The following is a 16314-nucleotide window of genomic DNA, read 5'->3' as shown; positions in this document are numbered from 1 at the left end:
GGTTAACGCGAACGTTCCCGCAAAAGCCGCTCCTGCGCCCGTGGCGGCCGGCGCGGCCGCCTTCACCTCCGCCCGCTCGGCGGGCTCGCCCTCCAAGGGCGGCGGCCTTCCCATGCGGGTCGCGGCGCCCATTCCGGCCCAGGCCGCCGCGGCGCCTGCGGCGAACGAGACCCGCAAGGCCTCACGCAAAGCAGTCCGGCAGGCGCGGACCCGCGAGGTCGCCAAGACGCGTCAGGCCTTCAGGTCCCGCAAGGCCCGTCGCACGGCGGCGCTCGCCGCCAAGACCGACACCGTCGCTCTCCAGCGCGACGTCGAGCTTCCCGACGCGCCGAAGCCCGGCGCCGAGGCGTCGGCGGCGAACCTGCCGACCGGCTCGATCCCCTCCATGGTCACCGCCATGGCCCGCGCCCAGGGCGTCAGCCCCGCGCTCGCCCATGCGGTCGTCAAGGTGGAGTCGCGCTATCGCCCGAACGCCACCGGCCGGGGCGGCTACATCGGCCTGATGCAGCTGAGCTACCAGACCGCCAAGGGCATGGGCTTCCGCGGCAGCCGGCAGGCGCTCTACGAACCGCGCAACAACCTGACCTACGGCATGAAGTACCTTGCGGGCGCGGTCGCCAAGTCCGGCGGCAACACCTGCGCGGCGGTGTCGAAGTACCAGGGTGGCCACGGCGTCCGCGGCGTCACCCGCGCCGGCGCGGTCTACTGCGCCAAGGTCAAGCGCTTCATGGCCGAGGGCGTTCCGGCCTCGGGCCGCCAGACGGCGGATGCGGCGGCCGCTCAGCCGAAGTCCTGAGCCCGGCTGGCGTCGTTCCGACCCTCGGCTTGACCCCGGCGACGTCGCCGCCCACAAGGGCGGCGTCAGTCGGCCGGACGGCCGCTTCGGTTCACGCCGGAGAGGAAAGTCCGGGCTCCATGGAAAGCACGGCGCCGGATAACGTCCGGCGGGGGCGACCCCAGGGAAAGTGCCACAGAAAGCAAACCGCCTCCGGCCCTCGGGCCGGCGGTAAGGGTGAAAGGGTGCGGTAAGAGCGCACCGCGCTGCCGGTAACGGGAGCGGCACGGCAAACCCCGCCGGGAGCAAAACCGAATAGGGGCGACGCGTCTTCCGTCTTCGGGCGGAGGGCAGGCCCGCTTCCAGGCCGTCGCCCGGGTTGGTTGCTTGAGGCGTCCAGCGATGGGCGTCCCAGAGGAATGGCCGTCACGTGCGGCGGGAGGGGGCGACCCCTTGCGCCGCGCCATACAGAACCCGGCTTACAGGCCGACTGACGCTTCCGCCTCCCGCAGCGAGCGCTCGAGCGGCTCCGCTGGGCGATTCGCGCCCGCGGAGCCCCGCGCCCGCCGGCGATGTCCGCGTCCGCGCGTCGTCATCTTACATTTTCGTCTGATCAGAACGACCAACGGCGGCCGACGAACGACGGTGCGCAACGGGTTCTTAACCCTAAGGAAGTTCTACTGACGGCGTCGCGTACCGGCGCGACGCGGCCCTTGTCAGGTGATGCGTCCTGGGCCGCGTCGAGCGGGGCCGCGAACCCCGTTTCGTTGACGCCCATACGGCCCCATGATATCCCAAATCATCCCGTCGAAGCGACAGGCTGGAGGTTCTCTCGGGGGATCCCCGGCGATCGGCGTCGCAGCGTTCCGCGCTGCGCGCGCGGCTGGAGACGTGCGGCTTTCGCCTGAGGTTTCAGGCGAGGGCGGTCGGAGCGCCGCCTTCCGCGGCGATGTGGGGGGCTATGGACCGCTTCGTGTCCAATTTCACCAATCGCCTGGATGCGAAGGGCAGGGTGTCGATCCCCGCGCCGTTCCGGGCGGTGCTGGCGCGCGACGGCTTCGAAGGGCTTTACGTGCATCCCTCTCTGGACCTCGCGGCGCTCGACGCGGGCGGCAACGCGCTGTTGTCGGACATCGACCGCCTGCTGGAGACGCTGTCGCTCTATTCCGACGAGCGGGACAGCCTGGCGACGGCGCTGCTGGGCACGAGCGAGGTGCTGAAGGCGGACGGGGAGGGACGCGTCATCCTCACCGAGAGCCTGAAGACCTATGCCGGGATCAAGGATCAGGTGACCTTCGTGGGGCAGGGGCGGAAGTTTCAGATCTGGGAGCCGGAGAGCTTCCAGGCGCATCTCGCAAGCGCCCGGGAGACCGTGCGCGGCCTGAAGCGCCGGCTCGGCGCGCCGACGCCGCCGCTGGAGCCGGCGTCGTGATGGCCCGCCGCGACCGCCGCCCGGAGCGCGATCCTGCGGACGCCCGTCCGCACCTTCCCGTGATGCTGCCCGAGGTTCTGGCCTCGCTCGCGCCCAAGGACGGCGAAACCTATCTCGACGGCACCTTCGGCGCCGGCGGCTACACCCGCGCGATCCTCGAGGCCGCCGACTGCCGCGTGATCGCGACCGACCGCGACCCGACGGCGATCGCCGCCGGCTACGCCATGGTCTCCGAATTCAAGGGCCGGCTGACGCTGGTCGAGGACCGCTTCTCCAATCTGTCGCACGTGCTGGACCAGCTCGGCCTCGACGGGATCGACGGCGTGGTGCTCGACGTCGGCGTCTCCTCGATGCAGCTCGACCAGGCCGCGCGCGGCTTCTCCTTCCGCAACGACGGCCCGCTCGACATGCGCATGGGCGGCGAGGGCCCGAGCGCCGCCGACCTCGTGGCCGAACTCGACGACAAGGAGCTCGCCGCCGTGCTCCGGACGCTGGGCGAGGAGCGCCGCGCCGGCGCGGTCGCCCGCGGCATCTGCGCCGCGCGCGAGACCGAGCCGATCACGACGACGCTGCGTCTCGCCGACGTGGTCGAGGGCGTTCTGGGCAAATCCTACGACGGCATCCACGCCGCCACCCGCACCTTCCAGGCGCTGCGCATCGCGGTGAACGACGAACTCGGCGAACTCGGCCGCGCGCTGTTCGCGGCCGAGAGCCGGCTGAACCCTGGCGGCCGGCTGGTCGTCGTGGCGTTCCACTCGCTCGAGGACCGCATCGTCAAGACCTTCCTCGCCGACCGCACGCGCACGGTTCCCGGCGGCTCGCGTCACATGCCGGCCGCCACCGTCCCGCCCGCGACGTTCCAGGCGCTGTCGCGCGGGGTCGTGAAGCCCTCCGACGAGGAGGTCGAGACCAACCCGCGCGCGCGGTCCGCGCGGCTGCGCGCCGCCGTCCGCACCGAGGCGTCGGCGCGCGGGGGCGACGCCTTCGCCTTCGGCGTGCCGCGTCTGCCGCTCGGCGGACTTGAAGGAGCCGGCTCGTGAAGATCGCCCGCGTGCTCAACGTGGTCGCGGTGCTGGCGCTCGTCGGCGCGGCGGTCACCGTCTACCGCATCAAATACGACGCCACGATGCACTCCGAGCACGTCGCCAAGCTCAAGCGCCAGATCGCGCAGGAGAAGGACACGATCGCGGTGCTGAAGGCCGAGTGGTCCTTTCTCGCGCGCCCTGACCGCATCCAGGCCTTCGCCGAACGCCACCTCGAGCTGAAGCCGCTGCGCCAGGGCCAGACCCTCACCGTGGCGTCCCTGCCGGATCGCCCGGCGCCGGTCGACGAGATCGGACACAAGCTGGAGGCGCTCGGCCTCATGGGCGCCGACACGAGCCTCGCGACCGACGCGTCGGGCGAAGCCAAGAAGGCGGCGGCCGCGCCGGCGAAGAAGACCACGATCGCGGTCAAGCCGACCTCGCAGCTGAGGGCGCCCGTCAACCGCCCGGCGCCGCAGAAGCCGGCGACGCCGAAGGTCGGCCAGCCGTTGAACATCACCGACTTCCTGCGTCAGAACCCGGGGCTTCTGCGATGAACCGCGACGCCTTCCTGAGCGCCGTCGCACGCGGGGGCGGCGCCTCGGCCCGCGCCGTCGGCCGCGCCGCCGTCACTTCGGGCCGCTGGGCGGTCTTCGGCCTGCGCGGTCTGTTCCGCCTGCTGAAGAAGCTGTTCTTCCTGCTGGTCGGCCGCGGCGAGGGCCTCGGCCTCACCAACGGGCGGCTGCGCATCGCCATGCTCGCCTTCGGGATCGTCTACCTGACGATCGTCGGTCGGATGGTGCAATACGCGGTGGCGCCCGACGTCGGCGCGGTCGCGAAGGCGAGCCAGCAGGTCGCGGCGATCTCCCGCCCCGACATCGTGGACCGCAACGGCCAGGTGCTCGCGACCGACATCAAGGTGTCGTCGCTCTACGCCGAGCCGAAGAACATCATCGACGTGGACGAAGCGGTGGAGCTGCTTTCCGGCGCGCTGCCGGAACTGAACCGCGACGAGCTGCGCGCCCGGCTGTCGACGAAGAAGGGCTTCGTTTGGCTGAAGCGCGAGGTGACGCCGCGCGAGCAGGTGGCGGTGTTCCGCCTCGGCATCCCCGGCGTCGGCTTCATCCAGGAAAACAAGCGGATCTATCCGAACGGCGACATCGTCGCCCACATCCTCGGTTTCGCGGACGTCGACAACAAGGGCATCGCCGGCATCGAGAAGTATCTCGACACCAGCGGCATGACCGCGAAAGCCGCCGCGATCGCCGCCGACGGCGGGCGGATGGAGCCGATCCATCTCGCGCTCGACCTCAAGGTCCAGCACGCGGTGCGTGACGAGCTCTCGGCCGGCATGAAGAAGTTCAAGGCGATTGCGGGCTCCGCCGCCATCGCCGACGTCGAGACCGGCGAGATCGTCAGCCTCGTCTCGCTGCCGGACTACGACCCGAACAATCCTGTCGACGCGCTGAAGCCGGACCGGATCAACCGCGTCAACGTCGGCGTGTTCGAGATGGGCTCGACCATGAAGGCCCTCACCATCGCGATGGGCCTCGACAGCGGCAAGTTCAACCTGCAGAGCCGGATGGACGCCCGCGCGCCGCTGCAGTACGGCCGCTTCCGCATCCACGACTTCCACCCGACCAACCGGGTGCTGACGATCCCGGAAGTGTTCGTGCACTCCTCGAACATCGGCACCGCCCGCATCGCGCTCGGCATGGGCGTCGAGGCGCACAAGGCCTTCCTCGCCAAGATGCGGCAGCTCAACCGGCTGCAGACCGAGCTGCCGGAAAGCGCGCGGCCGATCCTGCCGCCGCGCTGGGGCGAGCTGAACACCATCACCATCTCCTTCGGCCACGGCCTCGCGATCGCGCCGATCCAGTCGGTGATGGCGGTGAGCGCGCTGGTGAACGGCGGCTATCTGATGACGCCGACCTTCATGCAGCGCACCGCCGCGGAGGCCCGCTCGGCCTCGGTGCAGGTGCTCAAGCCCTCGACCAGCGTCGCCATGCGCTACCTCATGCGCCTGAACGCGGAGAAGGGCTCGGCCAAGAAGGCCGACATCCCGGGCTACCGCGTCGGCGGCAAGACCGGCACCGCCGAGAAGGTGGTCAACGGCCGCTACGCGAAGAACAAGAACCTGACGGCCTTCACCGCCGTGTTCCCGATGGACAAGCCGAAGTACATGATGCTCGTCGTGCTCGACGAGCCGCAGGCGCTGCCCGAGACCCACGGCTTCGCCACCTCCGGCTGGAACGTCGTGCCGGTGGGCGGCAAGATGGTGGAGCGCATCGCGCCGCTGCTGGGCGTCGAGCCGATCTACGACGCGCCGCCGGCGCAGGACCTGCTCGCCTCGATCGGCGCGACCGTGGGCGCGGTGCGGTGACGACGCTCGGAGCGCTGTTTCCGGGCGTCGGCCTCGACGACGGGGCCGCCGCCACGCCCGTCACCGGACTGACCGCCGACAGCCGGGCCGTGACGCCCGGCGCGGTGTTCGCCGCGCTCGCCGGCGCGAAGACCGACGGCGCCCGCTTCGTCGCCCAGGCGCTGGAGAAGGGCGCGGCCGCGATCCTTTCCGAGCAACCGCTCGAGGCGCCGGTTCCCGTGGTGCGGGTCGACGACGCCCGGCTCGCGCTGGCGAAGGCCGCGGCGCGGCTCTACCCCCGGCAGCCCGCGACGATCGCGGCGGTGACGGGGACCAGCGGCAAGAGCTCGGTCGTCACCTTCCTCCGCCAGATCTGGAGCCACGCGGGGTTCAAGGCCGCGAGCCTCGGCACGCTCGGGGTCACGGGACCCTCGGGCGCGACCTACGGTTCCCTGACGACGCCGGACCCGGTCTCGCTGCACAGGACCCTGGACGCGCTGGCGGCCGAGGGCGTCAGCCACCTCGCGATGGAGGCCTCGTCCCACGGCCTCGATCAAAAAAGACTGCACGGCGTTAACCTTAACGCCGCCGGCTTCACCAATCTCTCACGCGACCACATGGACTACCATCCGACGGTCGAGCACTACCGCAACGCCAAGCTGCGGCTGTTCCGCGAGCTGCTCCCGGAGGATGGCACGGCGGTGGTCTGGGCCGACGCGCCGGACGGCGCGGCCTTCGCGGAGGCCGCGCTGGAGCGGGAACAGCGCTTGTTCACCGTCGGCGCCAGGGGTGAAACGTTAAGGCTAACAGACGTTAAGACAGACGGGCTGGATCAGATCCTCAGCGTCGAGGGGGCCGGCGGCGCGCGCGATGTGCGGCTTCCGCTCGCGGGCGTGTTCCAGGCCCAGAACGCCCTGACCGCAGCCGGCCTCGCCATCGCGACCGGCGTCGCGACCGAGGTCGCGCTCGACGCGCTGGAGCGGCTCGAGGGCGTGCCCGGGCGACTCGAACTCGTGGGCGAGCGCGACGGCGCGGCGGTCTTCGTCGATTACGCCCACAAGCCGGACGCGGTCGCGTCCGCGCTCGCGGCGTTGCGTCCCTTCGCGAAGGGGCGTCTCGTCGTGGTGTTCGGCGCCGGCGGCGACCGCGACCCGGGCAAGCGCCCGCTGATGGGCGAGGCCGCGACCGCGGCGGCCGACGCCGTCATCGTCACCGACGACAACCCGCGCAGCGAGGACCCCGCGACGATCCGCGCCGCGATCCTCGCGGCAGCGCCCGGCGCCCGCGAGATCGGCGACCGCCAGACGGCGATCGAGACCGCGGTGTCCGAGCTACAGCCAGGCGATGTTCTCGTCGTCGCCGGCAAAGGTCACGAAACGGGCCAGATCGTGGGAGATCGGACGCTGCCGTTCTCGGACCACGACGTCGTCCGGGACGCTCTCAAGCGGAAGGGGACCGCCGCATGACGACGTCCAGCATGTTCGCCGAGCCGTTGTGGACCACGCCGGAGCTCGCGCTCGCGACCGCCGGCCGCGTCGTCGGCCGAGCCGACGAGCCCGCGACCGGCGTCTCGATCGACAGCCGCACCGTGGCCCGCGGCGACGTGTTCTTCGCGATCAAGGGCGATGTGCACGACGGCCACAAGTTCGTCGCGGACGCGCTCGCCCGCGGGGCGGCGCTCGCCGTCATCGACGAGGCCCATGCGGCCGAACTGAAGGACGCCGGCGCGCTGCTGGTGGTGAAGGACGTGCTCGCCGCCCTGGTCGCGACCGGCGTCGCGGCGCGCGCGCGCTCGAAGGCGCGGATCGTCGCGGTGACCGGTTCGGTCGGCAAGACCTCGACCAAGGAGGCGCTGCGCCTGGTGCTGGCCGAGGACGGCCCGACCCACGCCTCCGCCGCGTCCCACAACAACCACTGGGGCGTCCCGCTGACGCTCGCCCGGCTGCCGCGCTCCGCCGCCTACGGCGTGTTCGAGATCGGCATGAACCACGCCGACGAAATCCGGCCGCTGGTGAAGATGGTCCGCCCGCACGTGGCGGCGATCACCAACGTCGAGCCGGTGCATCTCGCGGCCTTTCCCAACGTGGAGGCGATCGCCGACGCCAAGGCCGAGGTGTTCGAGGGCTTCGCCAACGGCGGCCACGCAGTGATCAACCGCGACAACCCCCATTACGAGCGCCTGAAGGCGGCGGCGACGGAGGCCGGGGCCGCGGTCTGGAGTTTCGGGGAGCACGTCTCGTCCGACGCCCGGCTCGACCGGCTCGCCATGAAGGAGCAGGGCTCCTGCGTCGCGGCGACGGTGCTGGGCGAAGGCGTGACCTTCAAGATCGGCGCGCCGGGCCGCCACGTCGTCCAGAACGCGCTCGCGGTGCTGCTCTCCGCCAAGCTCGCCGGCGCCGACCTCGCGCTGGCGGCGCTCGCGCTCGCCCGTTTCGCGCCCCCGGCCGGACGCGGCAAGCGGCTGGCGCTGAGCGCGCCCGGCGGCGTGCTGACCGTCATCGACGAGAGCTACAACGCGAACCCCGCCTCGATGCGCGCCGCGCTCGCGCTGCTCGGCCAGAGCCCGGTTCAGCCCGGCGGCCGGCGGATCGCCGTGCTCGGCGACATGCTGGAGCTCGGCCCGGAGTCGGAGGCGCTGCACGCCAAGGTGGCCGAAGCGGCGGCGAACGCGAAGATCGACCTCGTGTTCACGGCCGGACCGCTTATGAAGGCGCTGAACGACGCGCTGCCGCCCGCCCGGCGCGGCGGATGGGCCGCGACCGCGGCGGAGCTCGAGCCGAAGCTCTTCGAGCGGCTGCGAGGAAAGGACGTGGTGATGATCAAGGGATCGAACGGCTCCAGGATGGGCCCGTTGGTGACGGCGCTCAGGGACCGCTTCGCGCCCGCCGACGAGACCTTCGCGGCGGGGTCGCTCTGAGATGCTGTATTTCCTCGCCGATCTGTCCTGGGCCTTCCCGGGGCTGAACCTGTTCCGCTACATCACTTTCCGCACCGGCGGCGCGATCATGACCGCGGCGCTGTTCGTGTTCCTGTTCGGTCCCTGGATCATTGGCCAGCTCCGCCTCAAGCAGGGCAAGGGCCAGCCGATCCGCTCCGACGGACCCCAGACCCATCTCGCCAAGCGGGGCACGCCCACCATGGGCGGGCTGATGATCCTGTCGGGCCTCGTCGCCACCACGCTGCTGTGGGCGAACCTCGCGAACCCCTACGTCTGGATCGTGCTGTTCGTGACCATCGGCTTCGGCGCGATCGGCTTCTACGACGACTACCTCAAGGTCACGAAGCAGACCCACGCCGGCTACTCCGGCAAGATGCGGCTCGCGATCGAGTTCGCGATCGCGGGCGCCGCGGTCTACGCCATCACCCGCGTCGGCCAGCCCGGCTTCTCCACCTCGCTCGCCTTTCCGTTCCTCAAGAACTTCCTGCTCGACCTCGGCTGGTTCTTCCTGCTGTTCGGCGCGGTGGTGATCGTGGGCGCCGGCAACGCCGTGAATCTCACCGACGGCCTCGACGGCCTCGCCATCGTGCCCGTCATGATCGCGGCCGCGAGCTTCGGTTTCATCGCCTACCTCTCCGGCAACGCGGTGTTCGCGGATTACCTGCAGATCCACTTCACGCTCGGCACCGGCGAACTGGCGGTGGTCTGCGGCGCGGTGCTGGGCGCGGGCCTCGGCTTCCTGTGGTTCAACGCTCCCCCTGCGCAGATCTTCATGGGCGACACCGGCTCGCTCGCCATGGGCGGCATGCTGGGCGCGGTGGCCGTCGCCGCGAAGCACGAGATCGTGCTCGCCATCATCGGCGGCCTGTTCGTGCTGGAGGCGGTCTCGGTGATCGTCCAGGTCGCCTCGTTCAAGCTCACGGGCAAGCGCGTGTTCCGCATGGCGCCGATCCATCACCACTTCGAGCAGCTCGGCTGGTCGGAGCCGCAGGTGGTGGTGCGCTTCTGGATCGTGGCCGTGGTGCTGGCGCTGGTCGGCCTCGCCACCCTGAAGCTGCGGTGAGCGCGATGCGGGATGATCTGCGGTCGGCCTGGTCCGGTCGGGCTAGGCTCCGAAACGTCCAACCGGACGCCACGTCATGGTCCCCTTCTCCCCTTGCGGGAGAGGGTAAGGGTGAGGGGGCGTCCGGGACGACCTCCATCGCTTCAGGTTGCCCCGGACGACCCCTCATCCGTCCGTCGGCTGACGCCGCCGTCCACCTTCTCCCGCAAGGGGAGAAGGGAAGGGGCGCCGACCCTGACGCGCGCTCAACCTTCCTGTGGATCAACCTCGCCCAGCGGGGAGGCCGGGTCTCGTGACGCCCGCGACCTCCTTCCGGGCCAAGCGCGTCGCGGTGTTCGGCCTCGGCGGCTCGGGCCGCGCCACCGTGCGCAGTCTGGTCGCCGGCGGGGCCCAAGTGACCGCCTTCGACGACAGCGCCGAGGGCGTGGCGAGGGCCGCGGCCGAGGGGCTGCCGACCGGCGACCTGCGCGCCATGGATTTCGCCCGGTTCGACAGCCTCGTGCTCGCGCCCGGCGTGCCGCTGACCCATCCGACGCCGCACTGGACGGTGGAGAAGGCGAAGACCGCGGGCGTCGAGATCATCGGCGACATCGAGATCTTCTGCCGCGAGCGCCGGGCGATCGCGCCGGGCGCGCCCTTCGTCGCCATCACCGGCACCAACGGCAAGTCGACCACCACGGCGCTGATCGCCCATCTCGTCCGCCACGCCGGCCTCGACGCGCAGATGGGCGGCAACATCGGCGTCGCTATCCTCGATCTCGAACCGCCGTCGGCGAACCGCGTCCACGTCGTCGAGTGCTCGTCCTACCAGATCGACCTCGCGCCGAGCCTCGACCCGAGCGTCGGGGTGATGCTGAACCTCTCCGAGGACCACCTCGAGCGGCACGGCACGATGGAGAACTACGCCGCCATCAAGGAGCGGCTGGTCGCGGGCGCGGGCGTCGCCGTGATCGCCCGCGACGACGCGATCTCCGCGGCGATGGCGGAGCGGCTCAAGGCCGCCGGCCGCAGCGTCGTCGTCGTTTCCGAGACCGATCCGATCGACCTGTCGGCCGCCCGCGCCCTGCGCGGCGCCCACAACGCCCAGAACGCCAACGTCGCGCTGGCCGCCGTGCGGGCGCTCGGCGTCGCGGACGACGTCGCCTACGCCGGCCTCGCGACCTTCCCCGGCCTCGCCCATCGCATGGAGGAGGTGGCCGGCCCCGGCCGCGCGACCTTCATCAACGATTCGAAGGCGACCAACGCCGACAGCGCGGAGAAGGCGCTGGCGTCGTTCAAGAAGGTGTTCTGGATCCTGGGCGGCAAGCCCAAGACCGGCGGCATCGACGCTCTGGTTCCGCTGTTCTCGAAGGTGACGAAGGCCTACCTCATCGGCGAGGCCTCGCCCGGCTTCGCCGCGACGCTTCGGGCGCACGACGTGCCGCTGGCGGAGCTCGGCACGATCGACCGCGCGGTCGAGGCCGCCGCGGCCGACGCCGAGGCTTCCGACGAGGCGGAGCCCGTCGTGCTGTTTTCGCCGGCCTGCGCCTCGTTCGACCAGTTTCCGAATTTTGAGAAGCGCGGCGACGCGTTCCGCGCGGCGGTGCAGGGGCTTGAATCCGCGAAGGCCTGACGGCGCGCGCGGGCGTCCCTCCCCTGGGACAGGGGAGGGTGGACGGGCGAAGCCCGGCCGGGTGGGGTGGGCGGCAGGAGGAAACTCTGTCCCCGTCGCGCCCGACGCCCAAGGCCCCGACCCCGGCTCGCGCCGGCCCCACCCTCCCCACGCCTGCGGCGCGAGGAGGGATCCCCGCGCGCTTTCGACCCGCGGCGGATTCGCGCCCCTGAAACCCGGCGTTTACGTTTTGTCATCCCTAATCGGCGTTCATGAAGCGAAGTCCGCGCGGGCGTCATGTTCCGTGGGCCCGTCCGCCATCCGTCTCGCCTCCCGGAGCCAGCCGTCATGATCTCCCGCGCGGAACGCACCGTCTTCGGCGAATGGTGGTGGACGGTCGACAGGGCGCTGCTGTTCGCCGTCGGCGCGCTCATGGTGCTCGGCGTCGTGCTGTCGCTCGCGGCCTCGCCGCCGGTCGCCGAGCGCATCGGCGTCGACATGTTCCACTTCGTGAACCGGCAGGTGATGTTCCTGCCGCCGGCGCTGCTGATCATGGTCGGCGTGTCGTTCCTCAGTCCGCGTCAGGTGCGGCGCCTCGCCTGGGTCGTGTTCGCGTTCGGCATGGCGATGCTGGCGGCGACGCTGTTCGTCGGCATGGAGATCAAGGGCGCCCGGCGCTGGATCAGCTTCGGCGGGCTCGCGGTGCAGCCGTCGGAGTTCGTGAAGCCGGCCTTCGTGGTGCTCTCGGCCTGGCTGTTCGCCGAGGGCTCCGAGCGGCGCGACATGCCCGGCCATCTGCTCGCCATCGCGCTGCTGGGCTCGGTCGTCGGCCTGCTGGTGCTGCAGCCCGACCTCGGCCAGACCGTGCTCTCGACCGCGGTCTGGGGGGCACTGTTCTTTCTCGCGGGCCTGCCGTGGATCTGGGTCGTGGGCCTCGGCGGCGTCGGCGTCGTGGGACTGGTCGCGGCCTACGAGCTGCTGCCGCACGTGGCGCGCCGCATCGACCGCTTCATGAACCCGGAGACCGGCGACACCTTCCAGATCGACAAGGCGACCGAGGCCTTCGCCTCCGCCGGCTGGTTCGGCAAGGGCCCGGGCGAGGGCACCGTCAAGCGCATCATCCCGGACGGGCACACCGACTTCATCGCCGCCGTGACGGCCGAGGAGTTCGGCATCCTGTTCTGCATCGCGATCGTGTCGATCTACTGCTTCATCGTCATGCGCGGGCTGCAGCACGCCCGCCGCGAACAGGACGGCTTCACCCGCCTCGCCATCGCCGGCCTCACCATGCTGTTCGGCTTGCAGGCGGCGATCAACATGGCGGTGAACCTGCACCTGATGCCGGCGAAGGGCATGACGCTGCCGTTCATCTCCTACGGCGGCTCGTCGCTGTTCGCGCTGGCGCTCGGCGTCGGCATGCTGCTCGCGCTGACGCGCCGCCGCCCGCGCACCGACGCGCTCGCCTCCGAGATCGCGCGGCACGTCCGCGCCCATGGCGCGACGCCGGTCGCGGCGCGCGCATGACCGACTGGCCGCGACCCATCCTGCTGGCGGCCGGCGGCACCGGCGGCCACCTCTTCCCGGCGGAAGCGCTGGCGGTCGAGCTCGGCCGCCGCGAGGTGCCGGTGGAGCTCGTCACCGACGAGCGGGCGCTCGCCTACGCTTCCAAGTTCCCGGCCCGCGCGGTGCACGCCCTGCCGGCCGACACCCTGCGCGGCTCGGGCGCGCTCGCCTACGCCAAGCTCGGGCTGACGCTCGCCCGCGGGGTGGGGAAGGGCGTCGGCCTCATGCGCCGCGTTCGGCCCGCGGCCGTGGTCGGCTTCGGCGGCTACCCCTCGTTCCCGCCTCTGGTCGCGGGGCGGCTCGCCGGCGTGCCGGTCGTGCTGCACGAGCAGAACGCGGTGATGGGACGCGCCAACCGGATGCTGGCGAGGTTCGCCACCACCATCGCGACCGGCTTCCCCGACGTGTCCGGCGCGCCGTCCGGCGCCGCGACCGTCCATGTGGGCAATCCCGTGCGGCCGCAGGTGATCTCGGCCAGCGGCGTCGCCTACGAGGCGCCCGATGGCGATCGGCCGATCCGCCTGCTGGTGTTCGGCGGCAGCCAGGGCGCGCGAGTGATGTCCGAGGTGGTTCCGGCGGCGCTCGCTCTGCTGCCCGGCCAACTCAAGGCGCGGCTCCGCGTGACGCAGCAGGCGCGGCCCGAGGATCTCGAGGCCGCCCGCGCGGCCTATGCGGCGGCCGGCATCGAGGCGAACCTCACCAGTTTCTTCGACGACATGCCCGCCCGCATGGCGCTCGCCCATTTCGTCATCGCGCGCGCTGGCGCCTCGACGGTCGCGGAGCTCGCCGTGATCGGCCGGCCCTCGATCCTTGTGCCGCTGCCGCACGCGCTCGACAACGACCAGCTCGCCAACGCCAACGCGCTGGCGCTCTCGGGCGGCGCGGTGGTCTGGCCGCAGGCGCGCCTCACGCCCGAGGCGCTCTCCGACGACCTCGCGATGCGGCTCGCCGACGGCGCGGCGCTTTCGGCCTCGGCGGCCGCGGCGCGACGCGTCGGCAAGCCGGACGCCGCCGCGCGGCTCGCGGATGTGGTATTGGCCGCCGCCGGCCTCCACGCGCCTGCGCCCGCCTCGCTCACGTCCTGACAGGTTTTAGCCTCCGCCATGAAACTTCCCCGCGACATCGGCCCCGTCCACTTCGTCGGCATCGGCGGCATCGGCATGTCCGGCATCGCCGAGGTGCTGGCCAACCACGGCTACAAGGTCCAGGGCTCCGACGCGGCGGAGAGCGCCAACGTCAAGCGCCTGCGCGACAAGGGCATCGCCGTCACCATCGGCCACGCCGCTGAGAACCTGGGCGACGCCGAGGTCGTGGTGGTGTCCTCGGCCATCAAGCGCGGCAACCCTGAGCTCAACGCCGCCCGCGAGAAGCGGCTGCCGGTGGTGCGGCGCGCGGAGATGCTGGCCGAGCTGATGCGGCTGAAGACCTGCGTCGCCATCGCCGGCACCCACGGCAAGACCACGACCACCTCGCTCGTCGCGACGCTGCTCGACGCTGGCGCGATGGACCCGACCGTGATCAACGGCGGCATCATCAACGCCTACGGCACCAACGCCCGCATGGGCGAGGGCGACTGGATGGTGGTCGAGGCGGACGAGAGCGACGGCACCTTCCTGAAGCTGCCGACCGACGTCGCGGTCGTCACCAACATCGACCCCGAGCACCTCGATCACTTCGGCACCTTCGACGCGGTGAAGGCGGCGTTCCGCTCCTTCGTCGAGAACGTGCCGTTCTACGGCTTCGCGGTGATGTGCCTCGACCACCCGACCGTTCAGGACATGGTGGGCACGATCGAGGACCGCCGGGTCGTCACCTACGGCGAGAACCCGCAGGCCGACGTGCGGCTGACCGACCTCGACCTGAAAGGCGGCCAGGCCAGGTTCCGCGTCGCCATCCGCGACCGCAAGACGGGCTCCGAGACCCGGATCGACGACCTCGTGCTGCCTATGGCCGGCCGTCACAACGCGCTGAACGCGACCGCGGCGATCGCCGTCGCCCACGAGCTCGGCGTGTCCGCGGACCAGATCCGCGCCGGGCTCGCCAAGTTCGGCGGCGTGAAGCGGCGCTTCACCCACACCGGCGACTGGAACGGCGTCGCAATCTTCGACGACTACGGCCACCACCCTGTCGAGATCTCCGCGGTGCTGAAGGCGGCGCGCGCGTCCACCGACGCCCGCGTCATCGCCGTGGTCCAGCCGCACCGCTACTCCCGCCTGCACGCCCTGTTCGACGGCTTCTCAAGCTGCTTCAACGACGCCGACACCGTGATCGTGGCGGACGTCTACGCCGCCGGCGAGCAGCCGATCGAGGGCGCCTCCCGCGACGACCTCGTGGCGGGCCTGCGCGCCCGCGGCCATCGCCACGTCATCCCGCTCGAAGGCCCTCAGGCGCTCGCGGGCGTCGTGGCGAGCGTGGCGAAGCCCGGCGACTACGTCGTGCTGCTCGGCGCCGGCACCTCGACCTATTGGGCCGCGGCCCTGCCGGAGGAGCTCGCGGCGCTGAAGGGCGGCGCATGACGGCCACGCTCGCAGAACGCCTCGCCGCTCAATTGCCGAAGCTGCGCGGCAGGCTTCTCAGCGACCAGAGCCTCGCGGAAGTCGTGTGGTTCCGGGTCGGGGGCAGGGCCGAGGCGTTGTTCACCCCGGCGGACGAGGACGATCTCGCCTATTTTCTCAGCCGGCTCCCTGCGGAGGTTCCCTACGGCGTCATCGGCCTCGGTTCGAACCTGCTGGTCCGCGACGGCGGCCTCCCGGGGGTGACGATCCGGCTCGGAAAACCCTTCGCCACGATCGCGCCGGGGCGGGACGCGACGCTCTGGGCCGGAGCGGCGGCGGCCGACAAGCGCGTGGCGCTGGAGGCGATGGAAGCCGGGATCGGCGGGTTCGCCTTTTTCGCCGGCATCCCCGGCGCGCTCGGCGGCGCGCTCGCCATGAACGCGGGCGCGAACGGGACCGAGACCTCCGACCGTGTCGTCGAGGTGTTCGGCTTCGACCGGGCGGGCGACGCGGTGACGCTCTCGAACGCGGCGATGGGCTATTCCTACCGCCACTCCTCGGCGCCTGAGGGCGTGATCTTCACCGGCGCTCTGATGCGGGGCGAGCAGCGCGAGCGCGCGGCGATCAAGGCGGAGGTCGACGCCGTGATCGCGCACCGCGAGGCCAGCCAGCCGACCCGGAGCCGCACCGGCGGCTCGACCTTCAAGAATCCGCCCGGCCTGTCCGCGTGGCGGCTCGTGGACGAGGCCGGCTGCCGCGGCCTGACGATCGGAGGCGCGCAGGTGTCGGAACTGCACACCAATTTCCTGATCAACGTCGGCGGCGCCACCGCGGCCGACATCGAGGCGCTGGGCGAAGAGGTCCGCCGCCGCGTGAAGGAGACCTCGGGCGTCGAGCTCGAGTGGGAGATCAAGCGGATCGGGGTGGCGGCGTGAGACGGCCGCCATGTCCGTCGAACGCTGACCTGCGATCCTGAAGCGCGTCGTCGTCCTCCGGCTTGACCGGAGGACCCATCTCGGACGCTAAGCGCGACGCCCGAGATGGATGGTCCGCTCAAGCCGGACCATGACGAA

Annotated in this window: 13 protein-coding genes and 1 other RNA gene; all 14 read left to right on the top strand. The window is 71.4% G+C overall.

What is annotated here, in order from left to right; translation table 11 throughout:
- Positions 1-40: 40 nt before the first annotated feature.
- The 14 genes from JOD31_RS19715 (at position 41) to murB (ending at position 16176) form a co-directional block, all read left to right on the top strand.
- Positions 41-796 carry a lytic transglycosylase domain-containing protein gene (locus tag JOD31_RS19715; protein WP_204948993.1) on the top strand — a complete coding sequence of 252 codons (756 nt, stop codon included), beginning with the start codon at positions 41-43 and terminating at the stop codon, positions 794-796.
- 65 nt (positions 797-861) lie between these two features.
- Positions 862-1273: RNase P RNA component class A (gene rnpB, locus JOD31_RS04030), an RNA gene on the top strand.
- A gap of 463 nt (positions 1274-1736) precedes the next feature.
- Positions 1737-2207, top strand: a complete 471-nt coding sequence (mraZ, locus tag JOD31_RS04025; protein ID WP_204948992.1) for a division/cell wall cluster transcriptional repressor MraZ — start codon at positions 1737-1739, stop codon at positions 2205-2207.
- On the top strand, positions 2207-3247 hold the full coding sequence (gene rsmH, locus JOD31_RS04020) for a 16S rRNA (cytosine(1402)-N(4))-methyltransferase RsmH (protein ID WP_204948991.1): 1041 nt from the start codon (positions 2207-2209) through the stop codon (positions 3245-3247). The genes mraZ and rsmH overlap by 1 nt, the downstream gene beginning before the upstream one ends.
- Entirely contained in the window at positions 3244-3786 is a 543-nt protein-coding gene (gene ftsL, locus JOD31_RS04015) for a cell division protein FtsL (protein ID WP_204948990.1), read from the top strand. The genes rsmH and ftsL overlap by 4 nt, the downstream gene beginning before the upstream one ends.
- Positions 3783-5612: a peptidoglycan D,D-transpeptidase FtsI family protein gene (locus JOD31_RS04010; protein WP_246482319.1), complete on the top strand. Its 1830-nt coding sequence runs from the start codon at positions 3783-3785 to the stop codon at positions 5610-5612. Before ftsL ends, JOD31_RS04010 begins: the two co-directional genes overlap by 4 nt.
- Positions 5609-7057, top strand: a complete 1449-nt coding sequence (locus JOD31_RS04005; protein ID WP_204948989.1) for a UDP-N-acetylmuramoyl-L-alanyl-D-glutamate--2,6-diaminopimelate ligase — start codon at positions 5609-5611, stop codon at positions 7055-7057. Before JOD31_RS04010 ends, JOD31_RS04005 begins: the two co-directional genes overlap by 4 nt.
- Positions 7054-8508 carry a UDP-N-acetylmuramoylalanyl-D-glutamyl-2,6-diaminopimelate--D-alanyl-D-alanine ligase gene (locus JOD31_RS04000; protein ID WP_204948988.1) on the top strand — a complete coding sequence of 485 codons (1455 nt, stop codon included), beginning with the start codon at positions 7054-7056 and terminating at the stop codon, positions 8506-8508. Before JOD31_RS04005 ends, JOD31_RS04000 begins: the two co-directional genes overlap by 4 nt.
- 1 nt (position 8509) lies before the next feature.
- Positions 8510-9592 (top strand): phospho-N-acetylmuramoyl-pentapeptide-transferase, encoded by a 1083-nt coding sequence (gene mraY, locus JOD31_RS03995; RefSeq protein WP_204948987.1) that lies wholly within the window; start codon positions 8510-8512, stop codon positions 9590-9592.
- 292 nt (positions 9593-9884) lie between these two features.
- A complete protein-coding gene (gene murD, locus JOD31_RS03990) occupies positions 9885-11204 on the top strand; it encodes a UDP-N-acetylmuramoyl-L-alanine--D-glutamate ligase (protein ID WP_204948986.1) in 1320 nt (439 codons plus the stop codon).
- A 327-nt stretch (positions 11205-11531) separates the two neighbouring features.
- Positions 11532-12707, top strand: coding sequence for a putative lipid II flippase FtsW (ftsW, locus tag JOD31_RS03985; RefSeq protein WP_204948985.1), 1176 nt, complete (start codon positions 11532-11534; stop codon positions 12705-12707).
- Positions 12704-13831, top strand: a complete 1128-nt coding sequence (gene murG / locus JOD31_RS03980; RefSeq protein ID WP_204948984.1) for an undecaprenyldiphospho-muramoylpentapeptide beta-N-acetylglucosaminyltransferase — start codon at positions 12704-12706, stop codon at positions 13829-13831. Before ftsW ends, murG begins: the two co-directional genes overlap by 4 nt.
- 18 nt (positions 13832-13849) lie before the next feature.
- Positions 13850-15262: a UDP-N-acetylmuramate--L-alanine ligase gene (murC, locus tag JOD31_RS03975; protein ID WP_204948983.1), complete on the top strand. Its 1413-nt coding sequence runs from the start codon at positions 13850-13852 to the stop codon at positions 15260-15262.
- Positions 15259-16176, top strand: a complete 918-nt coding sequence (gene murB, locus JOD31_RS03970; protein WP_204948982.1) for a UDP-N-acetylmuramate dehydrogenase — start codon at positions 15259-15261, stop codon at positions 16174-16176. Before murC ends, murB begins: the two co-directional genes overlap by 4 nt.
- Positions 16177-16314 lie beyond the last annotated feature (138 nt).

Source organism: Methylopila capsulata (assembly GCF_016907975.1).
Taxonomy (GTDB): Bacteria; Pseudomonadota; Alphaproteobacteria; order Rhizobiales; family Methylopilaceae; genus Methylopila; species Methylopila capsulata.
Note: the sequence above shows the minus strand (reverse complement) of the source record. Positions and strands in the feature narration are given on the sequence as shown.

Coding starts and splice junctions, on each gene's coding strand:
- mraZ (WP_204948992.1), top strand. CDS start 1,737: ATGGACCGCTTCGTGTCCAATTTCACCAATCGCCTGGATGCGAAGGGC.
- rsmH (WP_204948991.1), top strand. CDS start 2,207: ATGGCCCGCCGCGACCGCCGCCCGGAGCGCGATCCTGCGGACGCCCGT.
- JOD31_RS04010 (WP_246482319.1), top strand. CDS start 3,783: ATGAACCGCGACGCCTTCCTGAGCGCCGTCGCACGCGGGGGCGGCGCC.
- JOD31_RS04000 (WP_204948988.1), top strand. CDS start 7,054: ATGACGACGTCCAGCATGTTCGCCGAGCCGTTGTGGACCACGCCGGAG.
- mraY (WP_204948987.1), top strand. CDS start 8,510: ATGCTGTATTTCCTCGCCGATCTGTCCTGGGCCTTCCCGGGGCTGAAC.
- ftsW (WP_204948985.1), top strand. CDS start 11,532: ATGATCTCCCGCGCGGAACGCACCGTCTTCGGCGAATGGTGGTGGACG.
- murG (WP_204948984.1), top strand. CDS start 12,704: ATGACCGACTGGCCGCGACCCATCCTGCTGGCGGCCGGCGGCACCGGC.
- murC (WP_204948983.1), top strand. CDS start 13,850: ATGAAACTTCCCCGCGACATCGGCCCCGTCCACTTCGTCGGCATCGGC.
- murB (WP_204948982.1), top strand. CDS start 15,259: ATGACGGCCACGCTCGCAGAACGCCTCGCCGCTCAATTGCCGAAGCTG.